Source organism: Syntrophorhabdus sp. (genome assembly GCA_012719415.1).
In the GTDB taxonomy this organism is placed as follows: Bacteria; Desulfobacterota; Syntrophorhabdia; order Syntrophorhabdales; family Syntrophorhabdaceae; genus Delta-02.
In genome coordinates this window covers 1-22,062 of sequence record JAAYAK010000224.1, presented here as the reverse complement: position 1 = coordinate 22,062, position 22,062 = coordinate 1, and the positions used below count along the sequence as shown (strand labels likewise).

Genomic DNA, 22,062 nt, shown 5'->3' with positions numbered 1-22,062 from the left:
TGGGACCTCAACGGATAAGCGAAATTCTCTGGCGCGTTGCAGGGGCGGATATGACGAACCCGCGGGACAGCGCTGTCTATCTGCTCAACCTCGGGGAGCCGGTGCTTATCGATTGCGGGTCAGGGCATGGTCTCGACCGCATGGTCGACAATATTCAGAAGGCAGGTTTCAATCCCGACGGCATCAAGACGCTCATCATGACCCACTGCCATGTCGACCATGTCGGTGCAGCACCGCTCCTGCGGTCCCGTTTCGGCACACGGCTCGTCATCCACGAGAAGGATGCGGAGATCCTCGAGCGCGGGGACATACGGCTCACCGCGGCCTTCTGCTTCGATGTCGACCTCAAACCTCTTGCCGTTGACAGAAAGCTCACCGGAGAAACGGGAACACTCCGCTTCGGAGCCTGCGACCTCACGTGGCTCCACACACCGGGTCACACACCCGGATCCATTTCCCTTTACATGGATGTGGAAGGTGAGCGCATCCTCTTCGCCCAGGACATCGGGGCCCCCCTACTCACCGAGTTCGACTGCGACCCTGAGGCCTGGCTCGAATCCATCGGCAAGCTCTTCGCCCTTGAGGCCGACATCCTCTGCGACGGCCATTCAGGCGCTTACGGCCCAAAGGACGTCGTCAGGCAGTACCTCGAATACTGTCTCGCTTCACAGTACCGGCAAGGTTACATCACCGGCGAGTGACAGGCGGGAGACGGCACCAATGGCTTTCATGATCTCCTGATCGGCAAGGACCTTCTACACGTCAGGTTCATTCTGCACAGACAGGATCAGGGCCATTATCCCGGGACTGGCCAGCATCTCCTTCCGCAGCACCTGAACCTCAGGGGAGGTCTCCTGGCTCCCGGCCCTCGCGCCGACGAAAAGGAAGAGAAGACAGACACAGGCAATAGCAACCTGCCTCATAGACAACCCCCTTCAACTGGAGTAACAAACCATGGCACAGGATGGCAAAGGGGAAAACCATCTGACGACCCCAGGCAGGTCCCGGACACCGGGAACGCGGGACACCCCCAGAGCATCGGGTGTAACAGCTCAATCCCTGTCATCGAAAAGGATGACACGGAAATTGTTGAAACAATTATGCAATAATCATAGTTTCTGCGACAGACAACGCGGATTCGCCTGATTATCCTATAACAATGAGTATTGAGTCACGTTCGGATCCAAGGCTTGCGTGTACCTGCAACGGTCGATCATTTCGGAGGCTGTCGTACCGAAATAGGACATGTGTCGGGGTCGAAATGATCAAAAGGAGGTGCAGGCGGTCACTGTCAGGATCATAGAGGAAGAGCTGCAAACACTTTTTTAGAACAAGGAGAGAGAACTATGAAAAAAACAATCGTGTTGACAGTGTTGGTCGCGATAGCGACCGTTTTCCTTCTTTCCCTGGGAGCCGGCACCGTTAAGGCTCAGGCAGGCGGCGGAGGGGCCCAGGACCAGCCGCCAGCGCCGGCCTGGAGGGCACAGATGGAGGCCGCGGATCTGATGATATCCGAGGCGGAGAAGACCAAGAAGCGATGCGAGGAGGAGATTGCCAGGGCACAGGAGATGAAGAAGAGGGCCCAGGAAGGACGGGCCAAGGCGATGGCGGCCGGCGGGACCGCGACAGACCGGCCTCAGTATCCATGGGTGACCATGGAGCAAGCAGCAGACAAGATGATTGCGGACGCCTTGAAGACGATCGAACGCTGCGACCTGCAAATAAAGAAGGGCCGGGCTTTGAGAACAGAGGCGGAGAACGAGCTGAAGAAACTGGGGCAGTAGGAACAAGGGCTTCCGAGACCCGACGGCTGCAAAGCGGTGAACACAGGGAGGCCTCCCGGACTCCATGTTCCCGGAAGGATCCTTCCCTGTTCCCCTTTGCCTTTCGGGCTCATATCAATGGCCGCGGAGGGTGGTATGAGGATCAAGAGGGCGATCGCCTTGCTCTGTGTGGCGACCGTGCTGTATGCCTGCTTTCAGGTATTGCCGGCTGGAATGGCCTCTTTCGCCCAGACGAGCCAGGTGTCGTACTCGGACAAACGGATGCCTCTGCCCGCCTTTGAGTTGCCTCTTCCCCAGGATCAGTCCCAGAGGGATTATCTGGGTCTATCGGGAAAAGGCAGATTCAAGATTGGCGATATCAAAAGCCAGATCGTGATCATCGAGATCCTCAGTTTTTACTGTCCCGTCTGCCAGATCCATGCGCCTCTCGTTCATGAGGTCTACGAGAAGATAGAGGGGCGCGCGGACTTGAAGGAGAAGATAAGGATGGTCGGCATAGCGGCCACGAACACCGCCTTTGAGGCTCAGTCCTTTAAGGAAACGTACAAGATCCCCTTCCCGGTCTTTCCCGACGAAGAAGGGGAGATAGCGCTCCTGCTCGGTATCAAGTACACACCCACCTTCATAGGCGTGAAAGTGGACGGCAAGGGAGGGCAGGAGCAGTTCTATTTCCTGCCGGGGGCCTTCACGAACCCCACCCGGTTCATTGAGGACATCCTGAAAACATCGGGGCTTAAGTAGGAGACGGACGATGCCGGCGGCGCGCAGCCTGTGGAACCGTATCGCCTGCGTCCTCATCGCCGCCGTCCTGTTCCCGGCCGGCGCGGCATACGGTCAGTCTGCGATCCTCAAAGACAGCATCTACGACCCGGGAAAGCTCAAACCGAGGGACTCCCATTCAACGCTGAAACCGGGCGACATCGCGCCTGATTTCACGCTTCCATCCATAGCAGGAGGCCTTGTTTCGCTCCACGATTACCGGGGCCGCAACAACGTGGTCGTCTCCTTCGTGCCGGCGGCCTGGACACCGGTCTGTTCCGACCAATGGCCCGGCTACAACATAGTGAAGAACCTTTTCGACAGGCACGACGCGGTACTTCTCGGGATAACCGTCGACAACATCCCCACACTTTATGCCTGGACAAGACAGATGTCCGAAAAGGGACTGTGGTTCCCGGTGCTCTCCGATTTCTACCCCCACGGGGCCGTCGCCTCGAAATACGGCATTCTTCGTACAAACGGGGAATCGGAACGGGCGCTCTTCGTGATCAACAAGAAGGGTGTGATCACGTATATCGATATCCACGACATAAACAAGCGACCCCGCCTCGAAGACCTGGCAAAGGCACTCCAAAACCTGCACGACTAGCGGGATGAAGCCCGAAAGAAAGCCGGCATCCTTGCGCTGTCCTTTGCTGGCCTTTAACCCGCAACTTGCAACGCGCAACCAGCAGTGATCTTTTTTGGCTTTTAGACGTAAGACGTGCGACCTGTGACCTGGAACCTGCGACCTGCGACCTGCGACCTGAAACCTGAAACCTGCGACCTGAGACTTCTCTATATGCTATACACTTCTTTGCCCAGTGTCTTGACCCAGTTCTGGGCCAGCACCTTCTGGGCCTCTTCGGTCCTGTCCACACCCAGGATGACGATGGCGTTGCCTGACACCCTTCCCAGGTGGGGATAGAGATAGTGGACGTTTATTCCGGCGGCATTGAGAGGCTTGAGCACGGCCAGGAGACCCCCCGGGTGGTCCGGGGTCTCGACGGCAAGGACGCCTGTCTCGCGCGGGTTGAAACCGTTGCCCTTGAGAATGTTCTTTGCCTTCTCGGGGTCGTCGACGACGAAACGGACGGTGCTGATATCCGATGTATCGGCCACGGAGATGGCGCGGATGTTCACGCCTTCGCGACCGAGGAGCTCGCTCACGTGCGAGAGCGCGCCGGGCACATTCTCGAGACTGACGGACAGCTGCGTGATCACCATTGTCATTGCTCCTTGACGTAATTGAAGCCCGTTTCGAGGGCTTCCCTGTTCAGCTTGATCAGTTTTGACTTCCCTTCGCCGAGAAGCTCCGCGAGATTCTTGATCATGGCATCGAAGGATATGATGTTGCTCGCCCTGATCAACACCCCGAGCATGATCATGTTGGCAACTTTTATCGTTCCCAGTTTCTCCGCGAGCTCGCTCGTGGGGATGGAAAGGACCTCTATGTCGCTCCGCACCGATGAGGCATTCACGAGAGAGGCGTTGACACACATGAGACCCCCCGCTTGGAGGATGTTCTGGAAGCGGTTGAAGGAGGGCTGGTTCATGGCAACGACGAATTCCGGCTCCGAGGCCACAGGCGAAGCGATCTCCTCGTCGGAGACCACCACGGTGCAATTCGCGGTGCCGCCGCGCACCTCCACGCCATAGGACGGAAGGTAGGTCACATACCTGCCCTCCAGCATCGCGGCATTCGCGAGGGTAAACCCCATGGAGAGAACACCCTGCCCGCCGAAGCCCGAAAATATCGTCTTTGTCGTCATGAGACCTCTTTTACTACTCCCAGGGGGAACTGCTTCGTCATCACCTCGTCTATCCAGCGGCACGCCTCGATGGGCCCCATCTTCCAGTTCGTCGGACAGGGGGAAAGGATCTCGACGAGAGAGAACCCCTTTCCGTCAAGCTGGCATTGGAACGCCTTCCTGATGGCCTTCTTTGCCCTGATGACGGCCGCGGGTTTATTGACGGTGACCCTCTCAAGGTAAGCGGTCCCGTCAAGCATGGAGAAGACCTCGCAGATCCTCACCGGGTGCCCCGCAAGAACGGGGTTCCTCCCGTTGGGCGTTGTCGTCGTCACCTGCTCCGTGAGGGTCGTCGGAGCCATTTGGCCCCCCGTCATACCGTAAACACCATTGTTCACAAAAATAACCGATATCGGCTCGCCCCGGTTTGCCGCGTGGAACCCTTCCGCCGTGCCGATGGCCGCGAGGTCGCCATCCCCCTGGTAGGAAAAGACGAGGTTATCGGGCCGGACCCTCTTGATACCCGTGGCGACCGCGGCTCCACGACCATGGGCCGATTCCAGTGTGTCTATGTCGAAATAGTTGTAAACGAGCATTCCGCACCCCGCGGGCGCGACGCATATCGCGCTCTCCTTGAGGCCCATCTCGTCTACGACCTCCATGAGAAGCCGGTTGATTATGCCATGGCCACAGCCCGGGCAGTAATGGAAGTGGGCCTGCTTCATGGTCTTCGGTCTCGTGTATACCTTTTTCATTGCTCTTTCCTTCTGGCTGCCATGTAATAATGACGCCCGATGATGCGGTAGAGCTCGACAGGTGTCGGGATGATCCCGCCGGGCCTGCCGTAGAAATGGATCCGACCCTTTCCTGCCAGCGCCAGCCTGACATCCTCGATCATCTGACCAGCGCTCATCTCGAAGACGAAAAAGTCGTGGACCGTCTTCGCGAACTCCTCAAGGATGGCGGCGGGGAAAGGCCACACCGTGATGGGCCGCACCATGCCCACCTTCATGTTCTCCTGGCGGAGACGCTTGATGGCTCCCTTGACGATCCGGGCCCCTATGCCGTAGGCGATGACGATCATCTCGGCATCATCGGTCAGGAACTTCTCGTAGCGGACCTCGTTCTGTTCCATCCGCTGGTATTTCCTGACGAGCTTCCAGTTGTGCTCCTCTTCTTCCTTCGTGTCGAAGAGAAGGGACCTGACCATGCGCGAGGGCCGCCCCTTCGCTCCCGTCAGCGTGTAGTCCTTCGGGTATTCCTTGGGAGGTTGGATGTTGTCGAAACTGACGGGCTCCATCATCTGCCCCAGCATGCCGTCCCCGAGGATGACCACAGGGTTGCGGTACTGGTCGGCAAGGTCGAAGGCGAGTGGAACCACCTCGGTGAGTTCCTGGACCGAACCGGGGGCGAGGACGATCGTCTTGTAATCTCCGTGCCCCCCTCCCCGTGTCGCCTGAAGGTAGTCCGATTGGGCCGGCGAGATGTTGCCCATGCCGGGACCACCGCGAACCATATCGACGATGACCGCGGGCAACTCGTCGGCAGCCAGGTAGGATATGCCTTCCTGCTTGAGGCTCATGCCGGGGCTGCTTGAGGACGTCATCGCCCGCGCGCCGGCTACGGACGCTCCGAGGACCATGTTGATGGCTGCTATCTCGCTTTCGGACTGGATGAAAACCCTCCCCAGTTCGCCCATTCTCTTGGCCATGTATTCCGTCAATTCGTTCTGGGGCGTGATGGGATATCCGAAATAACAGGTACAACCCGAAAGGACCGCCGCCTCTCCAAGGGCGGCGTTACCGCTCATGAGCTTTTTCAACTCTTCATCACCTCTATTGCCACTTCAGGACAGATGACGGCGCAGGTGCCGCACCCGGTGCATTCCTTTCCGTCATCGAAGGCGGCCACGAAGTAACCTTTGGCGTTGAGCCTGTCGGAAAGCCTGATGACCTTGGCGGGACAGAATTCAATACACAGCTCGCACCCTTTGCAACGTTCCTGATCAATGCTGATCGTACCTTTCATGAAGAACCAACCACCTCATCAGATTGGAGAGCGTTTAAGATTAGCCCACAGGGCTCTGCTTGTCAACGTTTTTGTGGGCATGGTGGCCCTCCCGCCCATCCCCTGACGGTCTGCAGAATTAAGTTGCAAATGCCGCCGCTTCTTTCTATATTAATTCATACGCAGAATGACAATCATACGTGATTGCCGGGGGCCGGGAACATTTTGCCCTTCCCTGACACGTATCACCATGACGGGTCTTTCGATCTTGACGGACGCCTTTTCGGGTTCCGAGGCCTTGAAGAACAAGGCGGAACATTTATGTTGCATTTGCGGGGGCATCTGTCTTAAGGTTTTATGAATGGAATTAAGGCATATCGAGACATTTCTCAAGATCGCCGAGCTCAGGAGTTTCACCAGGGCGGCAGATGAGTTGTGCATAACCCAACCCACGGTAAGCAAGCAGATCGTCGACCTCGAGCGGTTCTTCGACGTGAGGCTCATAGACCGCACGAAACGGACGGTGACCCTGACAAAGGCCGGGGAGATCCTTCTCGAGTATGCGGTGGACATCGTTAACCTCAAGAAGGACACCATAGAGGCCATAGCATCCTTCAGAGGCCTCAGGAAGGGGAAGATGACCCTCGGGGCAAGCACCATTCCCGGCATCTACATCATGCCCCGCCTCCTGTGCACCTTCAAGGAACGCTATGCGGGCATCAGCTTCGAGCTCATCATATCCGATACGAAGGACATACTCGACAGGATGGAGAACGGTCTCCTCGACATCGGCATCGTCGGCGCGAAGAGCGACACGAACAAGGTCGACTTCAAGAAGCTCGTCGACGACACCATAATCTTTATCGCCCCTCCCGATCATCCCGGGACAATGACGCTCGCGGAGCTCATGGACCACCCGGTCATCGCGAGAGAAAGGGGCTCCGGCACGCGTAACACCCTCGAGGCGGCACTGGCGAAGGTCAGGGGCGTTAGGAAGGGAGGTCTCACCGTGATCGCTGAGTTGTCCGACAACGAGGCGATCAAGCGGGCCGTGATGAACGGCATGGGAATGGCCTATATATCCCGCATCGCGGCGGCCGCCGAGATCGACGCAGGTACACTCAGGGAGGTATCCGTCCAGGGCCTGCCCGAGATAAAGAGATCCTTGTTCACGATCACCCGAAGAGGAAAGACGATACTTCCACAGGTGAAGGTTCTTATGGAAATAATCGACAAATGGAGAAGAGATGAAAAAGCATAGTTTCATGACCATCGTGTCCGCTCTTGCGGTCATGTTGATGTTCTCGTCGGTGTCGCATGCCAAGGTCTACCTGACCATTACCGGTGAAACCTTCAAGAAGATCACCATCGGCGTGCCCTATTTCAAGGGTGAAAAGACGGCGGGGTCTTCCCTGGGGATGAGCGACCTCCTGAACAAGGACCTCGATTTTTCAGGGTTCTTCATCACAGCTCCCGCTTCACTCATCGACAGGGAGCTTCTCGACGAGGGTGTGGAAAAAGGGGAGGTCAAATTCGCCTCCTGGCGTTCCATCGGGATCGACATCGTCTGCAAGGGGCGCCTCTCCGTCGTGAACGGCGAGCTCAGTCTGGAGGCCTTTGTTTACGACACCCTCGACGGGTCGATGGTGCTGGCGAAGCGCTACAAGGCCAAGCAGAACGAGTGGAGACGGGTGACGCACAGGCTCGCCGACGACATCATCTTTGCCGTCACCGGTGAAAAGGGCATCATGAGTTCCCGCGTGCTCTTTACGGCGGGCCGCAGGAACCTGAAAGAGATCTACCTGTCCGACTTCGACGGGCAGAATGTGGCGCGTCTGACCAACTACAGGAGCATCACGCTTTCGCCGTCCCTGTCCCCGAACGGGAAATACCTCGCCTACACGTCCTACCGGGAAGGCAGACCCAACCTCTACGTCACCGACTTCGACAAGAAGAACGAGATATTCGTCGAGCGGTCGGAGGGCATGAAGATCGGCACGTCATGGCTTGGCAATTCGACGCTCGTCTATTCCCACACGTCGGGCAGGACATCGACCATCTACGCCTTCGACGTGGGAAGCCGCAGCAAGAAGGTCCTCGTCCAGCGCGATGGCATACTCACCTCACCCACGGTCTCACCCGACGGCTCCCGCCTCGTCTTCGTATCTGACATGTTCGGAAGCCCCCAGATCTTCTCCAAGGCGCTCCCGTCAGGCGAGCCCAGGAGGCTGACCTACCACGGCAAGTACAACAGCGCCCCGGCTTTCTCGCCCAAAGGCGACCTCATTGCTTTCGTGGCGAACCTGTCGGGGGGGTTCGAGATATGCACGATGAACGCCGACGGCTCGAACCAACGGGTGCTCACCAATGACGGAACCGTGAACGATTCGCCGCAGTTCTCGGCCTGCGGCCGCTACATCATCTACACATCCTTGAAGGGAGGCGTCAACAGGCTGAACGTCATGCTCTTCAACGGCGAGAACAAGAGAACCTTGCGCTTCACCGATTTTGCCGAGGAGCAGCCAAGGTTTGCACCATAGGGGGCAAAGAGGGGATAACAAGAGGAAGGGTACAATACAGAACGGGGAGGACTTATGAAAAAGATTCTGATTCTTCTGGTGGCATTGATCTTCGTTGCCGTCGGGTGTGCGCCGAAAGCGGTCCAGACCACGCCCCCCGCGACGAGCGCGACCGACAGGTCACTGTCCGACAAGGACAGGGACAGAGCTGGTATCAGCGAAGAAGAGCTGGCGAAGGCGGAGCGCGACCGGCTCCTGAGAGAGCAGGAACGCCTCGCAGGAATACTCAGGGACATCCAGTTCGATTTCGACAGTTACGCGGTGAACAGCTCGGAGCTGCCCAAGATAGAGGGTGTGGGCTCCTTCATGAAAGAGGACAGGAGCGTACGGATCGTTATTGAAGGCCACTGCGACGAACGGGGCACCGTCGATTACAACCTTGCCCTGGGGCAGAAAAGGGCCGAGGCAGTGAAGGCGTACCTTCTCAAACTGGGAGTAGAAGGCGGCCGCATCCGCACGATATCCTACGGCAAGGAGCTCCCCGTCGATACAGGCAAGACCGAGGATGCCTGGGCAAGGAACAGGCGGGCCCATTTTAAACTCGACCGAAAGGGGTAAGCTATGAGATACAGGTCCATTATCGGCCGCAAGGAGCGTTCCTGCCTTACAACCTTTCCCGGAGGCCTCCTGGTGTTATCCGTCCTCTGTGCCGCCCTGCTGGCAGGATGCGTGACCACGGAAGAAGCGACGAAGATCCAGGGAAGCATGACCAACCTTCAAGGTGATTTCTATCAATTCCGGCAGGACACGGAGGCGCGGCTCTCCAAGATAGAAAAGGAGCAGGAGAACCTCAGCAAGCAGGTCGTCACCATGTACTCTTCGGTGGACTCCCGCGACGAGAAGATACGCACCATCATGGGAAAGCTTGACGAACTCGACTACCAGATCAAGACCTACTGGGCGGAAACAAAGAGCATGGCTGCCACAAAACGGACTCCCGAGCAGCTTCCCCCGATATCCACGAAGGACCCCAAGGCGCCCGAGAAGGCACCGAAAACGGATGCGCGGTACGAAGAGGCATACAAGGAGGCATTCGAGAGCTTTCAGCGCGGGCAGTACGAGAACGCGGTAACAAAGTTCACGGCCTTCACGGAGACATACAGCGGCACGCCGCTCGCCTCCAACGCCTTTTACTGGATCGGCGAATGCTACATGAACCTTAAGAACTACGACAAGGCCATACTCTATTTCCAGGAGGTCATAGACAAGCATCCCAAGAGTGAAAAGGCCCCGAGGGCCCTCCTGTCACAGGCAGAGGCCTTTCGGCTGACGAATGACAAGAAAAGCTCTACCACCCTTCTGAAAAGGGTGATAGAGCTCTATCCGAAAAGCGAAGAGGCTGTGATAGCGGAACGGAAGCTCCGCAACCCCTAGTTTGCCAGTTCCGGAAGGACTTCCTCCTCGGGGAGTTCTTCCGGTTTATCCAAAACATTCATATCGTAGTTCCGGTACTTGGGATAACCCGTCCCGGCCGGGATGATCCGCCCCATGATGACATTCTCTTTCAAACCCCTCAGGTAATCGACCCTGCCTTCAATGGACGCCTGCGTCAACACCTTGGTGGTATCCTGGAAGCTTGCCGCGGAAATGAAGCTGTCCGTTATCAGTGACGCCTTCGTGATGCCGAGGAAGAGCGGCTCCGCCTGCGCGGGCTTTCCGCCTTCTGCCAGAACACGCCTGTTCTCCTCTTCGAAGACCCACCATTCCACGTAATCGTCGATTATGAAGTTGGTGTCCCCTATGTCCTTGATACGCACCCTCTTGAGCATCTGTCGCACGATCGTCTCGATGTGCTTGTCGTTTATCTTGACGCCCTGGAGCTGGTAGACCTCCTGGATCTCGTCGACGAGGTACCGTGCAAGGTCCTTGATACCGAGTATCCTTAAGACGTCATGGGGGTTCACGGGACCGTCCATGAGCGGCTCGCCGGCCCTGACGTAATCGCCCTCGTGGACGATGACGTGCTTGCCCCGTGGAATGGTGTATTTCCTTGGCTCACCGTGCACGGTGTCGGGGGTCACGATGATCTCTCTCTTTCCCTTGGCCATCTTCCCGAAGGTGACAACGCCGTTGATCTCGGTGACGATGGCGTTCTCCTTCGGTTTGCGCGCTTCGAAAAGCTCCGCTACGCGGGGAAGACCGCCGGTGATGTCCTTCGTCTTCGTGGTCTCACGAGGCATCTTGGAAATAACATCGCCCGCGAAGATCTCATCACCCTCATTGACAACGATATGGGCGCCTATGGGGAGTATGTATCGGGCGGGGCTCGTCGACCCGGGGATCATCTTCGTTCTGCCCTTCTCATCCTTGATGGAGATCCTTGGACGGAGCTCCGCGTTCTTCGGTTCGATGATGACCTTGTATGAAAGCCCCGTCACCTCGTCCTTGCTCTCCTGCATGGTGTCGCCTTCGAATATGTCGCCGTATTTGATCTTGCCGCTCTCTTCCGACAGTATGGGGATGGTGTAGGGATCCCATTCGGCCAGCGTTTCTCCTTCTTCGACGGTCTGTCCGTCGCTGATCCTGAGCTTCGCCCCGTAGATGATGGAGTAGCGCTCCCTTTCCCTTCCCGCGTCGTCCATTATGGCGATCTCGCCGTTGCGGTTCATCACGACGGGAACACCCTCACGGTTGAGAATGGCCCTCACGTTGATGAACCTGACAATACCATCGTTCCTCGTTTCCAGCGTCGACTGCTCGACCCTCCTCGACGCAGCGCCACCGATGTGGAAGGTCCTCATCGTGAGCTGCGTGCCAGGCTCGCCGATCGACTGCGCCGCTATGATACCCACGGCCTCGCCGATGCTCACGAGTCGCCCGCGGGCGAGGTCGCGGCCATAACAAAGCACGCAGACCCCTCTTTTCGCCCGGCAGGTAAGCACAGAGCGTATTTTCACCTTTTCAAAACCGGCCTCCTCGATGAGCTTGAGGTGGTGTTCGGTGATCTCTTCGTTCTTGCGGACTATGACGGCACCGTCAGGATCCTTCATGTCCTCGAATGAGACCCGGCCAAGGATACGCGCGTCAAGGCGCTCGATGACCTCGCCGCCCTCGACGAGCGACCCGATCTCTATGTAGTCGAAGGTCCCGCAGTCATGCTCGGATACGACCACATCCTGGGCGACGTCAACAAGCCTTCTTGTAAGGTAGCCGGAGTTAGCCGTCTTGAGCGCCGTGTCCGCGAGGCCCTTCCGTGCGCCGTGCGTGGATATGAAGTACTGGAGGACGTCGAGCCCCTCGCGGAAGTTACTCGTGATGGGCGTTTCCATGATCTCGCCGGAAGGTTTGGCCATGAGCCCCCTCATGCCGGCGAGCTGCCTGATCTGCTGGGCGTTACCTCTCGCGCCGGAGTGGGCCATTATGAAGATCGGATTCAGGCTGTTCTGGTGTTCCGGCTTGCCGTTTGCCCCGATGACAGGTTTTCCCGACATATCGAGGACAATATCGGAGCCAAGCTCATCCATCAGCGCCTTCGCTATCTCTTCCGTCACGTTCGCCCAGATGTCGATGACCTGGTTGTATCGCTCGCCGTCCGTTATGAGACCCTCCCGGTACTGGTTCTGGACGGTCTTCGCCGCCTCTTCGGCCTTCTCTATCAGTATCTTCTTCTTCTGGGGAATCTTCATGTCATCGATGGAGATCGATATCCCGCCCAATGTTGCGTAGAAATAGCCGAGGTCCTTCAAGCGGTCGGAAAGGATGACGGTGCATTTCTCGCCGGCATCGCGGTAGCATTTGTCCACGAGAGCCGCAATGGTCTTCTTGTCCATGATCGTGTTGATGTTCGAGAACATGTCCTTGAGGACCGTGTCCCTCTTCGGCTGGGGCAATTCCATGAGAGCGTCCTGCACCACATCCCTCAAGATTATCCTTCCCGGGGTGGTGTTCACCATTTCGCCGTTGAGCCGCACCCGTATCTTTGCGTGAAGGTCGATCTCTCCGGAATCGTAGGCCACACGGACCTCTTCGGAATCCGCGAAGATCTTGTTCTCACCCTTGCGGTACTTGCGGTCGATGGTGAGATAGTATAGCCCGAGGACTATGTCCTGCGTCGGCACGATGATGGGCTTGCCGTTGGCAGGGGAAAGTATGTTGTTCGTCGACATCATGAGGACCCTGGCCTCGGTCTGGGCCTCGGTGGACAGCGGCACGTGGACCGCCATCTGGTCACCGTCGAAGTCCGCGTTGTACGCGGGGCAGACGAGGGGGTGAAGCTGAATGGCCTTGCCGTCTATGAGCTGCGGCTCAAAGGCCTGTATGCCGAGGCGGTGAAGCGTCGGCGCCCTGTTGAGAAGCACGGGATGCTCCTTGATCACCTCTTCCAGGACATCCCAGACCTCGGGTCTTTCCTTTTCGACGATCTTCTTCGCGTTCTTGATCGTCGTCGCGTAGCCTTTCCTGATGAGACGATTGTACACGAAGGGTTTGAAGAGCTCCAGCGCCATGTATTTGGGGAGACCGCACTGGTGGAGCCTCAGCTCGGGACCGACAACGATGACTGAGCGGCCGGAATAGTCGACACGTTTACCCAAAAGGTTCTGCCGGAACCGACCCTGTTTTCCACGGAGCATATCGCTCAATGATTTCAGGGGGCGCTTGCTTGCTCCCGTCACGACCCTGCCCCGCTTCGAGTTGTCGAAAAGGGCATCGACCGCCTCCTGGAGCATCCTCTTCTCGTTCCTTATGATGATCTCCGGGGCGTTCAGCTCCATGAGCCTCTTGAGACGGTTGTTCCTGTTGATGACGCGCCGGTAGAGGTCATTGAGGTCACTCGTGGCGAAACGCCCGCCGTCGAGGGGAACGAGAGGCCTCAGCTCCGGCGGCAGGACGGGGACGATGTCGAGTATCATCCACTCCGGCCGCACGCCGGAGACCTTGAAGGCATCGACGACCTTCAGCCGCCGCGCGATCTTCTTTTTCTTCGCGTCGCTCGATGTATCGCGCATGTCGATGCGGAGCGTCTTGGCAAGCTCATCGACGTTGATCTTCTTGAGGCATTCCCTGATGGCCTCCGCCCCTATGCCGCCGACGAAGCCCTCACCGTATTTCTCACGGGCTTCAATATATTTCTCCTCGCTTATGATCTCGCAGAAGCCGTAAGGGGAATCGCCGGGCTCGATGACGATGTACATCTCGAAATAGAGGACGCGTTCCACTTCCTTTATGGTGAGTTCCAGAAGCGTGCCGATCTTGCTCGGCATGCTCTTGAGGAACCAGATGTGGGCCACGGGACAGGCGAGCTTGATGTGCCCCATACGCTCGCGGCGCACCTTGGACTGGATCACCTCGACACCGCACTTCTCACAGATGATGCCGCGGTGCTTCATCCTCTTGTACTTCCCGCAGATGCACTCATAGTCTTTCACGGGACCGAATATCTTGGCGCAGAAGAGACCATCCCGCTCCGGTTTGAAGGTGCGGTAGTTTATGGTCTCCGGCTTCTTCACTTCTCCATAGGACCACTTCTCGATCAGCTCCGGTGACGCCAGGGAGATCTTGATCGCCATGTAGCTCAACGGGTCCCGCTGCTTGTCTGACTTAAAATATTCTTCCAAGGTTGTTCCTCCTTGTTACTCTTCTTTAAGAAGCTCCACGTCGATGCAGAGGCCCTGCAGTTCCTTGACCAGAACGTTGAACGATTCCGGCAAGTTGGGTTCGAGAACATCCTCACCCTTGACGATCGCCTCATAGGCCCTGATCCTTCCGTTGACGTCGTCGGACTTGATGGTGAGGAACTCCTGCAGCGAGTAGGCCGCTCCGTACCCTTCGAGGGCCCAGACCTCCATCTCACCCAGTCTCTGGCCGCCGAACTGTGCCTTGCCTCCCAGGGGCTGCTGCGTCACAAGCGAGTATGGACCGATCGACCGGGCATGTATCTTGTCGTCGACGAGATGATGGAGCTTCAGGAAATACATGTTTCCAACGGTTATGTTATGGTGAAAAGCATCGCCGGTCCTTCCGTCGAACAGGGTCGTCTGGCGTGAATCGGCGAGGCCCGCCATCTTGAAGAACTCCCTGATCTCCTCCTCCTTCGCGCTGTCAAAGACAGGAACGGCGATGTTCACGCCCTTTTTCATCGCCTCCGCGACGGACGCCATCTCGTCGTCGTCAAGACGGTCGATGACACCCTTCAGCTCGTTGTTGGAAAAGGTCTTCTTGAGGAGCTTCTTCATGGCCTGGGAATCGGCGAGGCCCTGGTAGTAGCTGTCCACCATTTCGCCGATGCGCTTTCCCATCTCTTTTGCGGCCCATCCCAGGTGGGTCTCCAGGATCTGGCCCGCATTCATACGGGAAGGAACACCAAGGGGATTGAGGACGATGTCGATGGGCGTCCCGTCGTCGGTGAAGGGCATGTCCTCCTCGGGAAGGATCACGGAAACGATGCCCTTGTTCCCGTGGCGTCCGGAGATCTTGTCACCCACGGCGACCTTCCGTTTCATGGCAACGTAGACCTTGATGGTCTTGATAACGCCCGGAGGCAGTTCGTCACCTTTCTTTATCTTGTTGATCTTGTCTTCATATATGATATGGATGAGCTCGACCTGGTTCTCCTTGCTCTCCACCAGCTTCGCTATCCGCGCTTCCAGTTCCTCGTCTCCGAAGTTCAATTCCTGCAGTCTGTCGAAGCTCAGCGAATCCACCTTTTCCCTCGTGAGAGCCTCGCCTTTCTTCAGCAAGACCTTGCCTTTACCGTCCTTGATATCCGCGGCGATGGTCCTGCCTTCCAGGAGTTCCACCATTTTTGCCTTCTTGCTGTCGAGGATGATCTTTATCTGGTCTTCCTGATCCTTCAGGATGTTCGATATCTCCTTGTCCTCTATGTCCCGGCTGCGGTCGTCCTTGTCGATGCCTCTCCTCGAGAGGACCTTGACGTCGATTATGATGCCCTCTATGCCATGGGGAACCCTGAGACTCGTGTCTTTCACATCCCCGGCTTTCTCGCCAAAGATCGCCCTCAGCAGCTTCTCCTCTGGGGTAAGCTGGGTCTCGCCCTTGGGTGTCACCTTGCCGACGAGTATGTCGCCCGGCTTGACCGTCGCCCCGATCCTGACGATACCGCTCTCGTCCAGGTCCTTCAGGGCATCGTCGCCGACGTTGGGAATATCTCTCGTCACCTCTTCTTTGCCAAGCTTGGTATCGCGGACCACGCATTCGAGCTCTTCGATGTGGATGGACGTGAAAACGTCTTCTTTTACGAGCCGCTCATTGATGAGAACCGAATCCTCGTAGTTGTACCCTCTCCAGGGCATGAAAGCGACCATGACGTTCTTGCCGAGGGCGAGTTCGCCCCTGTCCGTCGAGGGACCGTCGGCGAGGACATCGCCTTTCTTCACGAAATCGCCTTCCCTGACGATGACGCGCTGGTTGATGCAGGTATCCTGATTCGAACGCCGGAACTTGAGCAGCTTGTAAACATCTATCTTCGTGGCGGTCTCGTCGTGGCTCTTTTTCTCCTCGTACTTGAGAATGATGCGGCTCGCATCGACGCTCTCGATGACACCGTCGTGACGGGCCATGATCGTGACACGGGAGTCCCTGCCGACGACGCGTTCCATCCCGGTGCCGATGATGGGGGCCTCGGTGGTGAGCAGCGGCACAGCCTGGCGCTGCATATTGGATCCCATGAGCGCCCTGTTGGCGTCGTCGTGCTCGAGAAAGGGGATGAGTGCCGCCGAAGCGCTCACAAGCTGCTTCGGTGACACGTCCATGAATTCCACCTGGTCGGGGCTGACGAGGAACACACTGCCGCCCTTCTGGGCGGGAATCAATTCGCCGGCCAGTTTACCCTCCTTATCCACCGGAGCGTTGGCCTGGGCGATATAGTACTGCTCCTCCTCGAGGGCGCTCAGGTACTTGACGTTGTCGGTGACCTTCTTGTCCGAAACCTGGCGATAGGGTGCTTCAATAAAACCGAATTCGTTGACCTTCGCAAAAGTGGACAACGAGGCGATAAGGCCGATGTTGGGACCCTCAGGGGTTTCGATGGGGCATATCCTTCCATAGTGGGTGGGATGGACATCGCGCACCTCAAAACCCGCCCTTTCACGGGTGAGACCCCCCGGGCCCAGTGCGGAGAGCCTGCGTTTGTGGGTTATCTCGCTCAAGGGGTTCGTCTGGTCCATGAACTGGGAAAGCTGGCTCGAGGCAAAGAAATCCTTGACCGCGGTGGCCACCGGCTTGGGGTTCACGAGGTCATGGGGCATGAGCGTTTCCATTTCGGGAAAGGTCAGCCTCTCCTTGATGGCACGTTCCATACGCACAAGGCCCATCCTGAACTGGTTCTCGAGGAGTTCGCCCACCGTGCGGACCCTCCTGTTGCCGAGGTGGTCGATATCGTCTCCCGGTCCGCGGGCATCCTTCAACCTGAGGAGCTGGCGCACCACCTCGATGATATCCTCCTTCCGGAGGATGGTCGTGTCGAGGGCAACGTCGATGCCAAGGCGGTGGTTGATCTTCAGCCTGCCGACCCGCGAAAGATCGTACCTTTCGGGGCTGAAGAACATATTCTGTATCAGCGTCTCGGCAAATTCGATGGTGGGCGGGTCGCCGGGTCTCAGTTTGCGATATATCTCGATGAGGGCATCTTCCTTCGTGACGACCTTGTCGACATTGAGGGTGTTGCGCAGAGACGGGCTTACGTTGAGATTATCTATGAAAAGGATCTCGAAGCTCTTTACCTTCTTCTCGACAAGGCTCTCCAGATCTTCCGCGGTCAACTCCTTGTTTATGGGTATGAGGACCTCTTTCGTCTTCGGGTCGATGATATCGCCCGAGGTCGCCTTCCCGATGATATCCTCTTCGCTCACGGGGATCGCATGGATATTGGCCTGCTCCATCTTCTTGATGACAGCCTTCGTGATCTTCTTGTGTTTCTTTACGAGCACCTCGTCGGTCTTTTCGTTGATGATGTCCGACGGCGCCTTCTGACCCACAAGCAGCGCAAGCGGGGTTTCCTTGAACAGCTTCCTGTCCTTTACAACGATCGTCTCTTTCTCGTAGAAGTAGTCGAGGATCTCTTTCTCCGAGTAGCCCAGCGCCTTGAGAAAAAGGGTCACCGGTATCTTCTTCTTTTTGTCGATCCTGACATAGACCAGCTCCTTGTGATCGAATTCAAAATCGAGCCAGGAGCCGCGATAGGGTATGACGCGGGCCGTGTACGACAGACTTCCCCCGATGGTGGTCTTGCTCTGGTCCGTGTCAAAATAGACACCGGGCGAACGGTGAAGCTGGCTGACGATGACCCGTTCCGTGCCATTTATGATAAAGGTTCCCCGCTCCGTCATGAGCGGTATCTCCCCGAAATAGACATCCTGTTCCTTGACGGCGCGTATGTCACGCGCCTTCGTATCGGCATCTATGTTCCACACAACGAGACGGATGGTGACCTTCATGGGGGCGGCATAGGTGAGGCCCCTGACAATGCACTCCTCCTCGGAGTTCTTGGGATCGCCCATATCGTACTTCACGAACTCCAGGGTGGTCGTCTCATGTGAATCCTTTATGGGAAAGACGCTGTTGAACACGGCTTGCAGGCCTATCGCGTCTCTCTTGTCCGGCACGAGGTCCTTCTGCAAGAACTTCTCGTAGGAATCAAGCTGGATCTCGATGAGATTCGGTATCTCGAGAACCTCTTTGATCTTTCCGTAATTCTTCCGGAATATCCTGTTATGGAAGGTTTCTTTCATAGATCATTTCACCTCATTTGGGTGTTGAAACTGAAGACAGGGATCCAGTATGAGGCTTGCCGCTTCATAACCGGACCCCTGTTTCCTGCACAATTGTTTTCTAATCAACCTTGACCTGTCCGCTGACTTCTTCAAGCTGTTTCTTGATGTTGGCAGCTTCGTCTTTGGAGACAGCTTCTTTAACCGCTTTGGGTACTCCTTCCACGAGGTCCTTGGCTTCCTTGAGCCCGAGTCCCGTAATGGCACGGACGACCTTGATGACCTGGATCTTCTTGTCCGCTTCGTAACCCGTCAGGGTAACGTTGAACTCGGTCTTCTCTTCCGCGGCCTCCGCTACAGGGGCTGCCGCCCCTGCGCCCGGCGCTGCCGCCATCATGGGCATCGCCGCCTGGACACCGAACTTGTCTTCCAACTCTTTAACGAACTCGGAGAGTTCGAGCACTGTCATATTCTCGATGAACTGGATCACTTCTTCCCGTGAAATACTCATTATATCAAATCCTCCTTTATGCCTGTTCTTTTTGTGCTTTGATCGAATTAAGCACGAGCATAAGCCTGTTCAGATTCCCCGACAACGCGTAAACGAGACGTGCCGGCTGACCCTTGAGAAGACCGACGAACTTCCCGAGGAGTACCTCTTTCGACGGAAGCGTCGCGAGCCTCTGGATCTCTTCCGGCGTGATCGTACGGCTGCCGATGTAGCCCGCTTTCATCTTCAGGTTGGGAATCTCTTTGGCCAGGCCGGCGATCACCTTCGCCGGGCCGATCGGGTCACCGTTCGTGCAGATGATCGCGTTCGGACCATCGAACTTGTCATAGAGAGCCTCTGCTTTGGTGCCTTTCGACGCAATTCTGAGCAGAGTGTTCTTGACAACGGTGAATTCCGTGCCGACACTGCGCAGCTCTCTTCTGAGCTTTGTCACCTGGCCCACGTTCATGCCGCTGAAGTCGGCCAGGAAAAGGCAATCGAGCTCTTTGAGCTTCGATCCCAGTTCCTCAACAACCTTTGCCTTTTTTTGCCGTTCCAATGGTTTTTGTCCCTCCTTTCTGTAGAATATGTATGGAAAGTCAGGGAGACCATGCTAATTGAAAAGTCTCGGCAGGCCGTCCTCGTTTACTGACGCTCGATACCGCGCGTCACACCTGCTTTCTCTGACCTTTTCCCTATTTCGTCAGGTTTCGCGCATATGAGGGGTCGATCTTTATACCAGGGCTCATAGTGGTACTGATCGCCATTCCCTTTACGTACGTTCCTTTGCTTGTGGGCGGTTTGAGCCGAGTAACCGCATCGAGGAGTGAGTTGAGATTTTCAAGAAGCTTCTCTTTTCCAAAACTGATCTTTCCAACGGGAACATGAAGGTTGCCTGCCTTGTCCACTCTGAACTCGACCCGGCCGGCCTTCATCTCCTTCACTGTTTTCGCGATATCGAAGGTCACCGTTCCGACCTTGGGGTTCGGCATGAGACCTCTCGGACCCAGTATCTTTCCAAGTTTACTCACCATGCCCATGACATCAGGGGTCGCGATGGCCTTGTCGAACTCCATCCAGCCTTTCTGGATCTTCTCGATAAGGTCCTCGGCGCCGACAACGTCGGCCCCCGATTCCTGAGCCTCCTTTTCCTTCTCGCCCTTCGCGAAGACCAGGACACGGACCGACTTGCCCAGTCCGTTGGGAAGGGCCACGCTGCCACGGACCATCTGGTCGGCATGACGGGGGTCCACACCCAGTCTCAGGGCCAGTTCGACGGTCTCATCGAACTTTGCATAAGCGACCTGCGGCAGGAGGTCCAGGGCCTCGTCCAACTCATAGCGTTTTTCGCGATCGATCTTCTTTCTCGCTTCGACATATTTTTTTGCAAGTGCCATTTTGCCTCACCTCTTTATTGTATGGGCGTCAGCACGCTGTCGTGCACGTGCCGGACACCGCTTTCCATCATCCTTCCACAACCTCGAGACCCATGCTTCTCACCGAACCTTCGATGATCTTCATGGCCCCCTCAAGGTCCTTGGCGTTGAGATCGACCATCTTGAGCTGGGCGATCTCCTGTATCGAGGATCTCGTTATAGAACCCACGGTTTCCTTTCTGGGAGCATGGGCTCCCTTTGCCAGCTTCGCCGCTTTCTTGATGAGAAATGACGCCGGGGGTGTTTTCGTCACAAAGGTAAAGGTCCTGTCCGAAAATATCGTGATGAGGGCAGGTATGATGGTGCCTTCCTGGCTCTTGGTCCTTTCGTTGAAGGCCTTGCAGAACTCCATGATATTGACCCCGTGCTGGCCGAGAGCGGGGCCGACCGGAGGCGAGGGGGTGGCCTGACCGGCCTGTAACTGGAGTTTTACCAATGCGATGACTTTCTTTGCCATTTCTTATGCTCCTTCATATTTTCTCTATCTGGATAAAATCAAGCTCAACCGGCGTCGTTCTCCCGAAGATGTTCAGAAGGACCTTCACCTTGCCCTTCTCGGGTTTTATCTCCTCCACATTGCCGGTAAAGTTGGTGAAAGGCCCCTCGGTGACCTTGATGCCGTCACCCTTTTCGAACCTGATCTTGGGTTTGATCTTTCCCTTGCCTTCCTGGATCGCGTTGATGATATCGTTCACTTCCTTCTCGGGCAGGGCGGGAGGGTTCATCTTGTCGTAGCCCACAAAGCCTGTTACCTTCGGTGTGTTGCGCACAAAATGCCAGGTGGTGTCGTTCATGACCATGTTGACGATTATGTATCCCGGGAAAACGGTCCTCTGGGATTTTTTCACCTGCCCCTTGACCTTCTCCATGATGATCTCGGAAGGAACGATGATGTCCCCGAAATACTCCTCCATCTTCGTGATCTTAATGTTCTCTTCCAGCATCTCCTTCACTTTTTGTTCGTATCCCGAATAGGTGTGGACAACATACCATTTCTTATCCATTGAGTTTTCCACCGGTCCTTACCGTATGAGGGCCTGGATGATCTTCGCGAGGCCGATGTCGACTACACCGAGAAAGAGCGCCGAGATGACCACCGTGATGAGAACGATATATGTTCCCTTCATGGCATCCTTCCTTGACGGCCAGGTAACCCTCTTCCCTTCGTGATACACTTCCCGGAAATAATCCTTAACAGGCTCGAGTTTGTTCTTCAGATCCATTCAGTTCACCATAGTTATCAGGCCAGGAGGGATTCGAACCCCCAACACCCGGATTTGGAGTCCGGTGCTCTATCCGTTAGAGCTACTGGCCTTTGTGTGCTATTTCGTCTCCTTATGGCTTGTGTGCTTCCTGCAGGCACTGCAGTACTTCTTGATCTCAAGCCTGTCAGGTGTTTTCTGCTTGTTCTTCGTCGTCGTGTAGTTACGCCTCTTGCATTCCCCGCAGGCCAATATAACCAGTTGCCGCATTGTAATTCCCCTTTATTCGATTATCTCGGTGACGACGCCGGCACCGACTGTCTTGCCGCCCTCGCGGATGGCGAAACGAAGCTCCTTTTCCAGTGCGATGGGGGTGACGAGCTCGACGG

24 protein-coding genes and 1 tRNA gene are annotated in these 22,062 nt (G+C 56.5%); 8 read left to right on the top strand and 17 right to left on the bottom strand.

From position 1 onward, the window contains the following. Positions 1 to 50: 50 nt before the first annotated feature. Positions 51 to 701 (top strand): MBL fold metallo-hydrolase, encoded by a 651-nt coding sequence (locus GXX82_13375; protein NLT24029.1) that lies wholly within the window; start codon positions 51 to 53, stop codon positions 699 to 701. Positions 702 to 755: 54 nt separating this feature from the next. On the opposite strand, the gene GXX82_13370 is transcribed toward GXX82_13375, so the two are convergent. Beyond that, entirely contained in the window at positions 756 to 923 is a 168-nt protein-coding gene (locus tag GXX82_13370) for a hypothetical protein (protein ID NLT24028.1), read from the bottom strand. Between the two features lie 423 nt (positions 924 to 1,346). Between GXX82_13370 and GXX82_13365 the strand changes: the two genes are divergently transcribed. From GXX82_13365 to GXX82_13355, 3 genes are all read left to right on the top strand, one after another. After that, a complete protein-coding gene (locus GXX82_13365) occupies positions 1,347 to 1,784 on the top strand; it encodes a hypothetical protein (GenBank protein ID NLT24027.1) in 438 nt (145 codons plus the stop codon). Between the two features lie 135 nt (positions 1,785 to 1,919). Beyond that, positions 1,920 to 2,525, top strand: coding sequence for a TlpA family protein disulfide reductase (locus GXX82_13360; protein NLT24026.1), 606 nt, complete (start codon positions 1,920 to 1,922; stop codon positions 2,523 to 2,525). A gap of 10 nt (positions 2,526 to 2,535) precedes the next feature. Next, the gene (locus GXX82_13355) at positions 2,536 to 3,153 is read left to right on the top strand and encodes a redoxin domain-containing protein (GenBank protein ID NLT24025.1); all 618 of its coding nucleotides are present in this window, start codon (positions 2,536 to 2,538) and stop codon (positions 3,151 to 3,153) included. A gap of 188 nt (positions 3,154 to 3,341) precedes the next feature. On the opposite strand, the gene GXX82_13350 is transcribed toward GXX82_13355, so the two are convergent. The 5 genes from GXX82_13350 to GXX82_13330 are packed head-to-tail and all read right to left on the bottom strand — an operon-like array spanning position 3,342 to position 6,322. Continuing rightward, the gene (locus tag GXX82_13350) at positions 3,342 to 3,770 is read right to left on the bottom strand and encodes an ACT domain-containing protein (GenBank protein NLT24024.1); all 429 of its coding nucleotides are present in this window, start codon (positions 3,768 to 3,770) and stop codon (positions 3,342 to 3,344) included. A gap of 2 nt (positions 3,771 to 3,772) precedes the next feature. Then, on the bottom strand, positions 3,773 to 4,315 hold the full coding sequence (locus GXX82_13345) for a 2-oxoacid:ferredoxin oxidoreductase subunit gamma (protein ID NLT24023.1): 543 nt from the start codon (positions 4,313 to 4,315) through the stop codon (positions 3,773 to 3,775). Continuing rightward, a complete protein-coding gene (locus tag GXX82_13340; protein NLT24022.1) occupies positions 4,312 to 5,049 on the bottom strand; it encodes a 2-oxoglutarate oxidoreductase in 738 nt (245 codons plus the stop codon). Before GXX82_13340 ends, GXX82_13345 begins: the two co-directional genes overlap by 4 nt. Further along, positions 5,046 to 6,104: a 3-methyl-2-oxobutanoate dehydrogenase subunit VorB gene (gene vorB / locus GXX82_13335; GenBank protein NLT24021.1), complete on the bottom strand. Its 1,059-nt coding sequence runs from the start codon at positions 6,102 to 6,104 to the stop codon at positions 5,046 to 5,048. The genes GXX82_13340 and vorB overlap by 4 nt, the downstream gene beginning before the upstream one ends. 8 nt (positions 6,105 to 6,112) lie before the next feature. Continuing rightward, entirely contained in the window at positions 6,113 to 6,322 is a 210-nt protein-coding gene (locus GXX82_13330; GenBank protein NLT24020.1) for a ferredoxin family protein, read from the bottom strand. Between the two features lie 340 nt (positions 6,323 to 6,662). On the opposite strand from GXX82_13330, the gene GXX82_13325 reads away from it, so the two are divergent. The 4 genes from GXX82_13325 to ybgF are packed head-to-tail and all read left to right on the top strand — an operon-like array spanning position 6,663 to position 10,254. Beyond that, complete coding sequence (locus GXX82_13325) at positions 6,663 to 7,562, top strand: LysR family transcriptional regulator (GenBank protein ID NLT24019.1); 900 nt, start codon at positions 6,663 to 6,665, stop codon at positions 7,560 to 7,562. Beyond that, the gene (locus GXX82_13320; protein ID NLT24018.1) at positions 7,549 to 8,841 is read left to right on the top strand and encodes a hypothetical protein; all 1,293 of its coding nucleotides are present in this window, start codon (positions 7,549 to 7,551) and stop codon (positions 8,839 to 8,841) included. Before GXX82_13325 ends, GXX82_13320 begins: the two co-directional genes overlap by 14 nt. A gap of 54 nt (positions 8,842 to 8,895) precedes the next feature. Continuing rightward, a complete protein-coding gene (locus GXX82_13315; protein ID NLT24017.1) occupies positions 8,896 to 9,438 on the top strand; it encodes an OmpA family protein in 543 nt (180 codons plus the stop codon). A gap of 3 nt (positions 9,439 to 9,441) precedes the next feature. Next, positions 9,442 to 10,254: a tol-pal system protein YbgF gene (gene ybgF / locus GXX82_13310; protein ID NLT24016.1), complete on the top strand. Its 813-nt coding sequence runs from the start codon at positions 9,442 to 9,444 to the stop codon at positions 10,252 to 10,254. Here the strand turns inward: ybgF and rpoC are convergent. The 11 genes from rpoC to GXX82_13255 form a co-directional block, all read right to left on the bottom strand. After that, positions 10,251 to 14,435: a DNA-directed RNA polymerase subunit beta' gene (gene rpoC, locus GXX82_13305; GenBank protein NLT24015.1), complete on the bottom strand. Its 4,185-nt coding sequence runs from the start codon at positions 14,433 to 14,435 to the stop codon at positions 10,251 to 10,253. The two genes, ybgF and rpoC, sit on opposite strands and share 4 nt — an antisense overlap. Before the next feature lie 15 nt (positions 14,436 to 14,450). After that, positions 14,451 to 18,566: a DNA-directed RNA polymerase subunit beta gene (gene rpoB / locus GXX82_13300; protein NLT24014.1), complete on the bottom strand. Its 4,116-nt coding sequence runs from the start codon at positions 18,564 to 18,566 to the stop codon at positions 14,451 to 14,453. A 100-nt stretch (positions 18,567 to 18,666) separates the two neighbouring features. Further along, entirely contained in the window at positions 18,667 to 19,056 is a 390-nt protein-coding gene (gene rplL / locus GXX82_13295; protein NLT24013.1) for a 50S ribosomal protein L7/L12, read from the bottom strand. Positions 19,057 to 19,072: 16 nt separating this feature from the next. Further along, entirely contained in the window at positions 19,073 to 19,594 is a 522-nt protein-coding gene (locus GXX82_13290) for a 50S ribosomal protein L10 (protein NLT24012.1), read from the bottom strand. 136 nt (positions 19,595 to 19,730) lie between these two features. Further along, positions 19,731 to 20,432 (bottom strand): 50S ribosomal protein L1, encoded by a 702-nt coding sequence (locus GXX82_13285; protein ID NLT24011.1) that lies wholly within the window; start codon positions 20,430 to 20,432, stop codon positions 19,731 to 19,733. A gap of 67 nt (positions 20,433 to 20,499) precedes the next feature. After that, positions 20,500 to 20,928: a 50S ribosomal protein L11 gene (rplK, locus tag GXX82_13280; GenBank protein ID NLT24010.1), complete on the bottom strand. Its 429-nt coding sequence runs from the start codon at positions 20,926 to 20,928 to the stop codon at positions 20,500 to 20,502. 13 nt (positions 20,929 to 20,941) lie between these two features. Next, on the bottom strand, positions 20,942 to 21,475 hold the full coding sequence (gene nusG, locus GXX82_13275; protein NLT24009.1) for a transcription termination/antitermination protein NusG: 534 nt from the start codon (positions 21,473 to 21,475) through the stop codon (positions 20,942 to 20,944). A gap of 18 nt (positions 21,476 to 21,493) precedes the next feature. Further along, positions 21,494 to 21,694, bottom strand: a complete 201-nt coding sequence (gene secE, locus GXX82_13270) for a preprotein translocase subunit SecE (protein NLT24008.1) — start codon at positions 21,692 to 21,694, stop codon at positions 21,494 to 21,496. 18 nt (positions 21,695 to 21,712) lie between these two features. Beyond that, positions 21,713 to 21,786, bottom strand: a tRNA-Trp gene (locus GXX82_13265). Between the two features lie 7 nt (positions 21,787 to 21,793). Continuing rightward, positions 21,794 to 21,943, bottom strand: a complete 150-nt coding sequence (rpmG, locus tag GXX82_13260) for a 50S ribosomal protein L33 (GenBank protein ID NLT24007.1) — start codon at positions 21,941 to 21,943, stop codon at positions 21,794 to 21,796. 12 nt (positions 21,944 to 21,955) lie between these two features. Then, positions 21,956 to 22,062 (bottom strand): elongation factor Tu (locus GXX82_13255; GenBank protein ID NLT24006.1); only part of this gene is annotated, 107 nt, incomplete at its 5' end.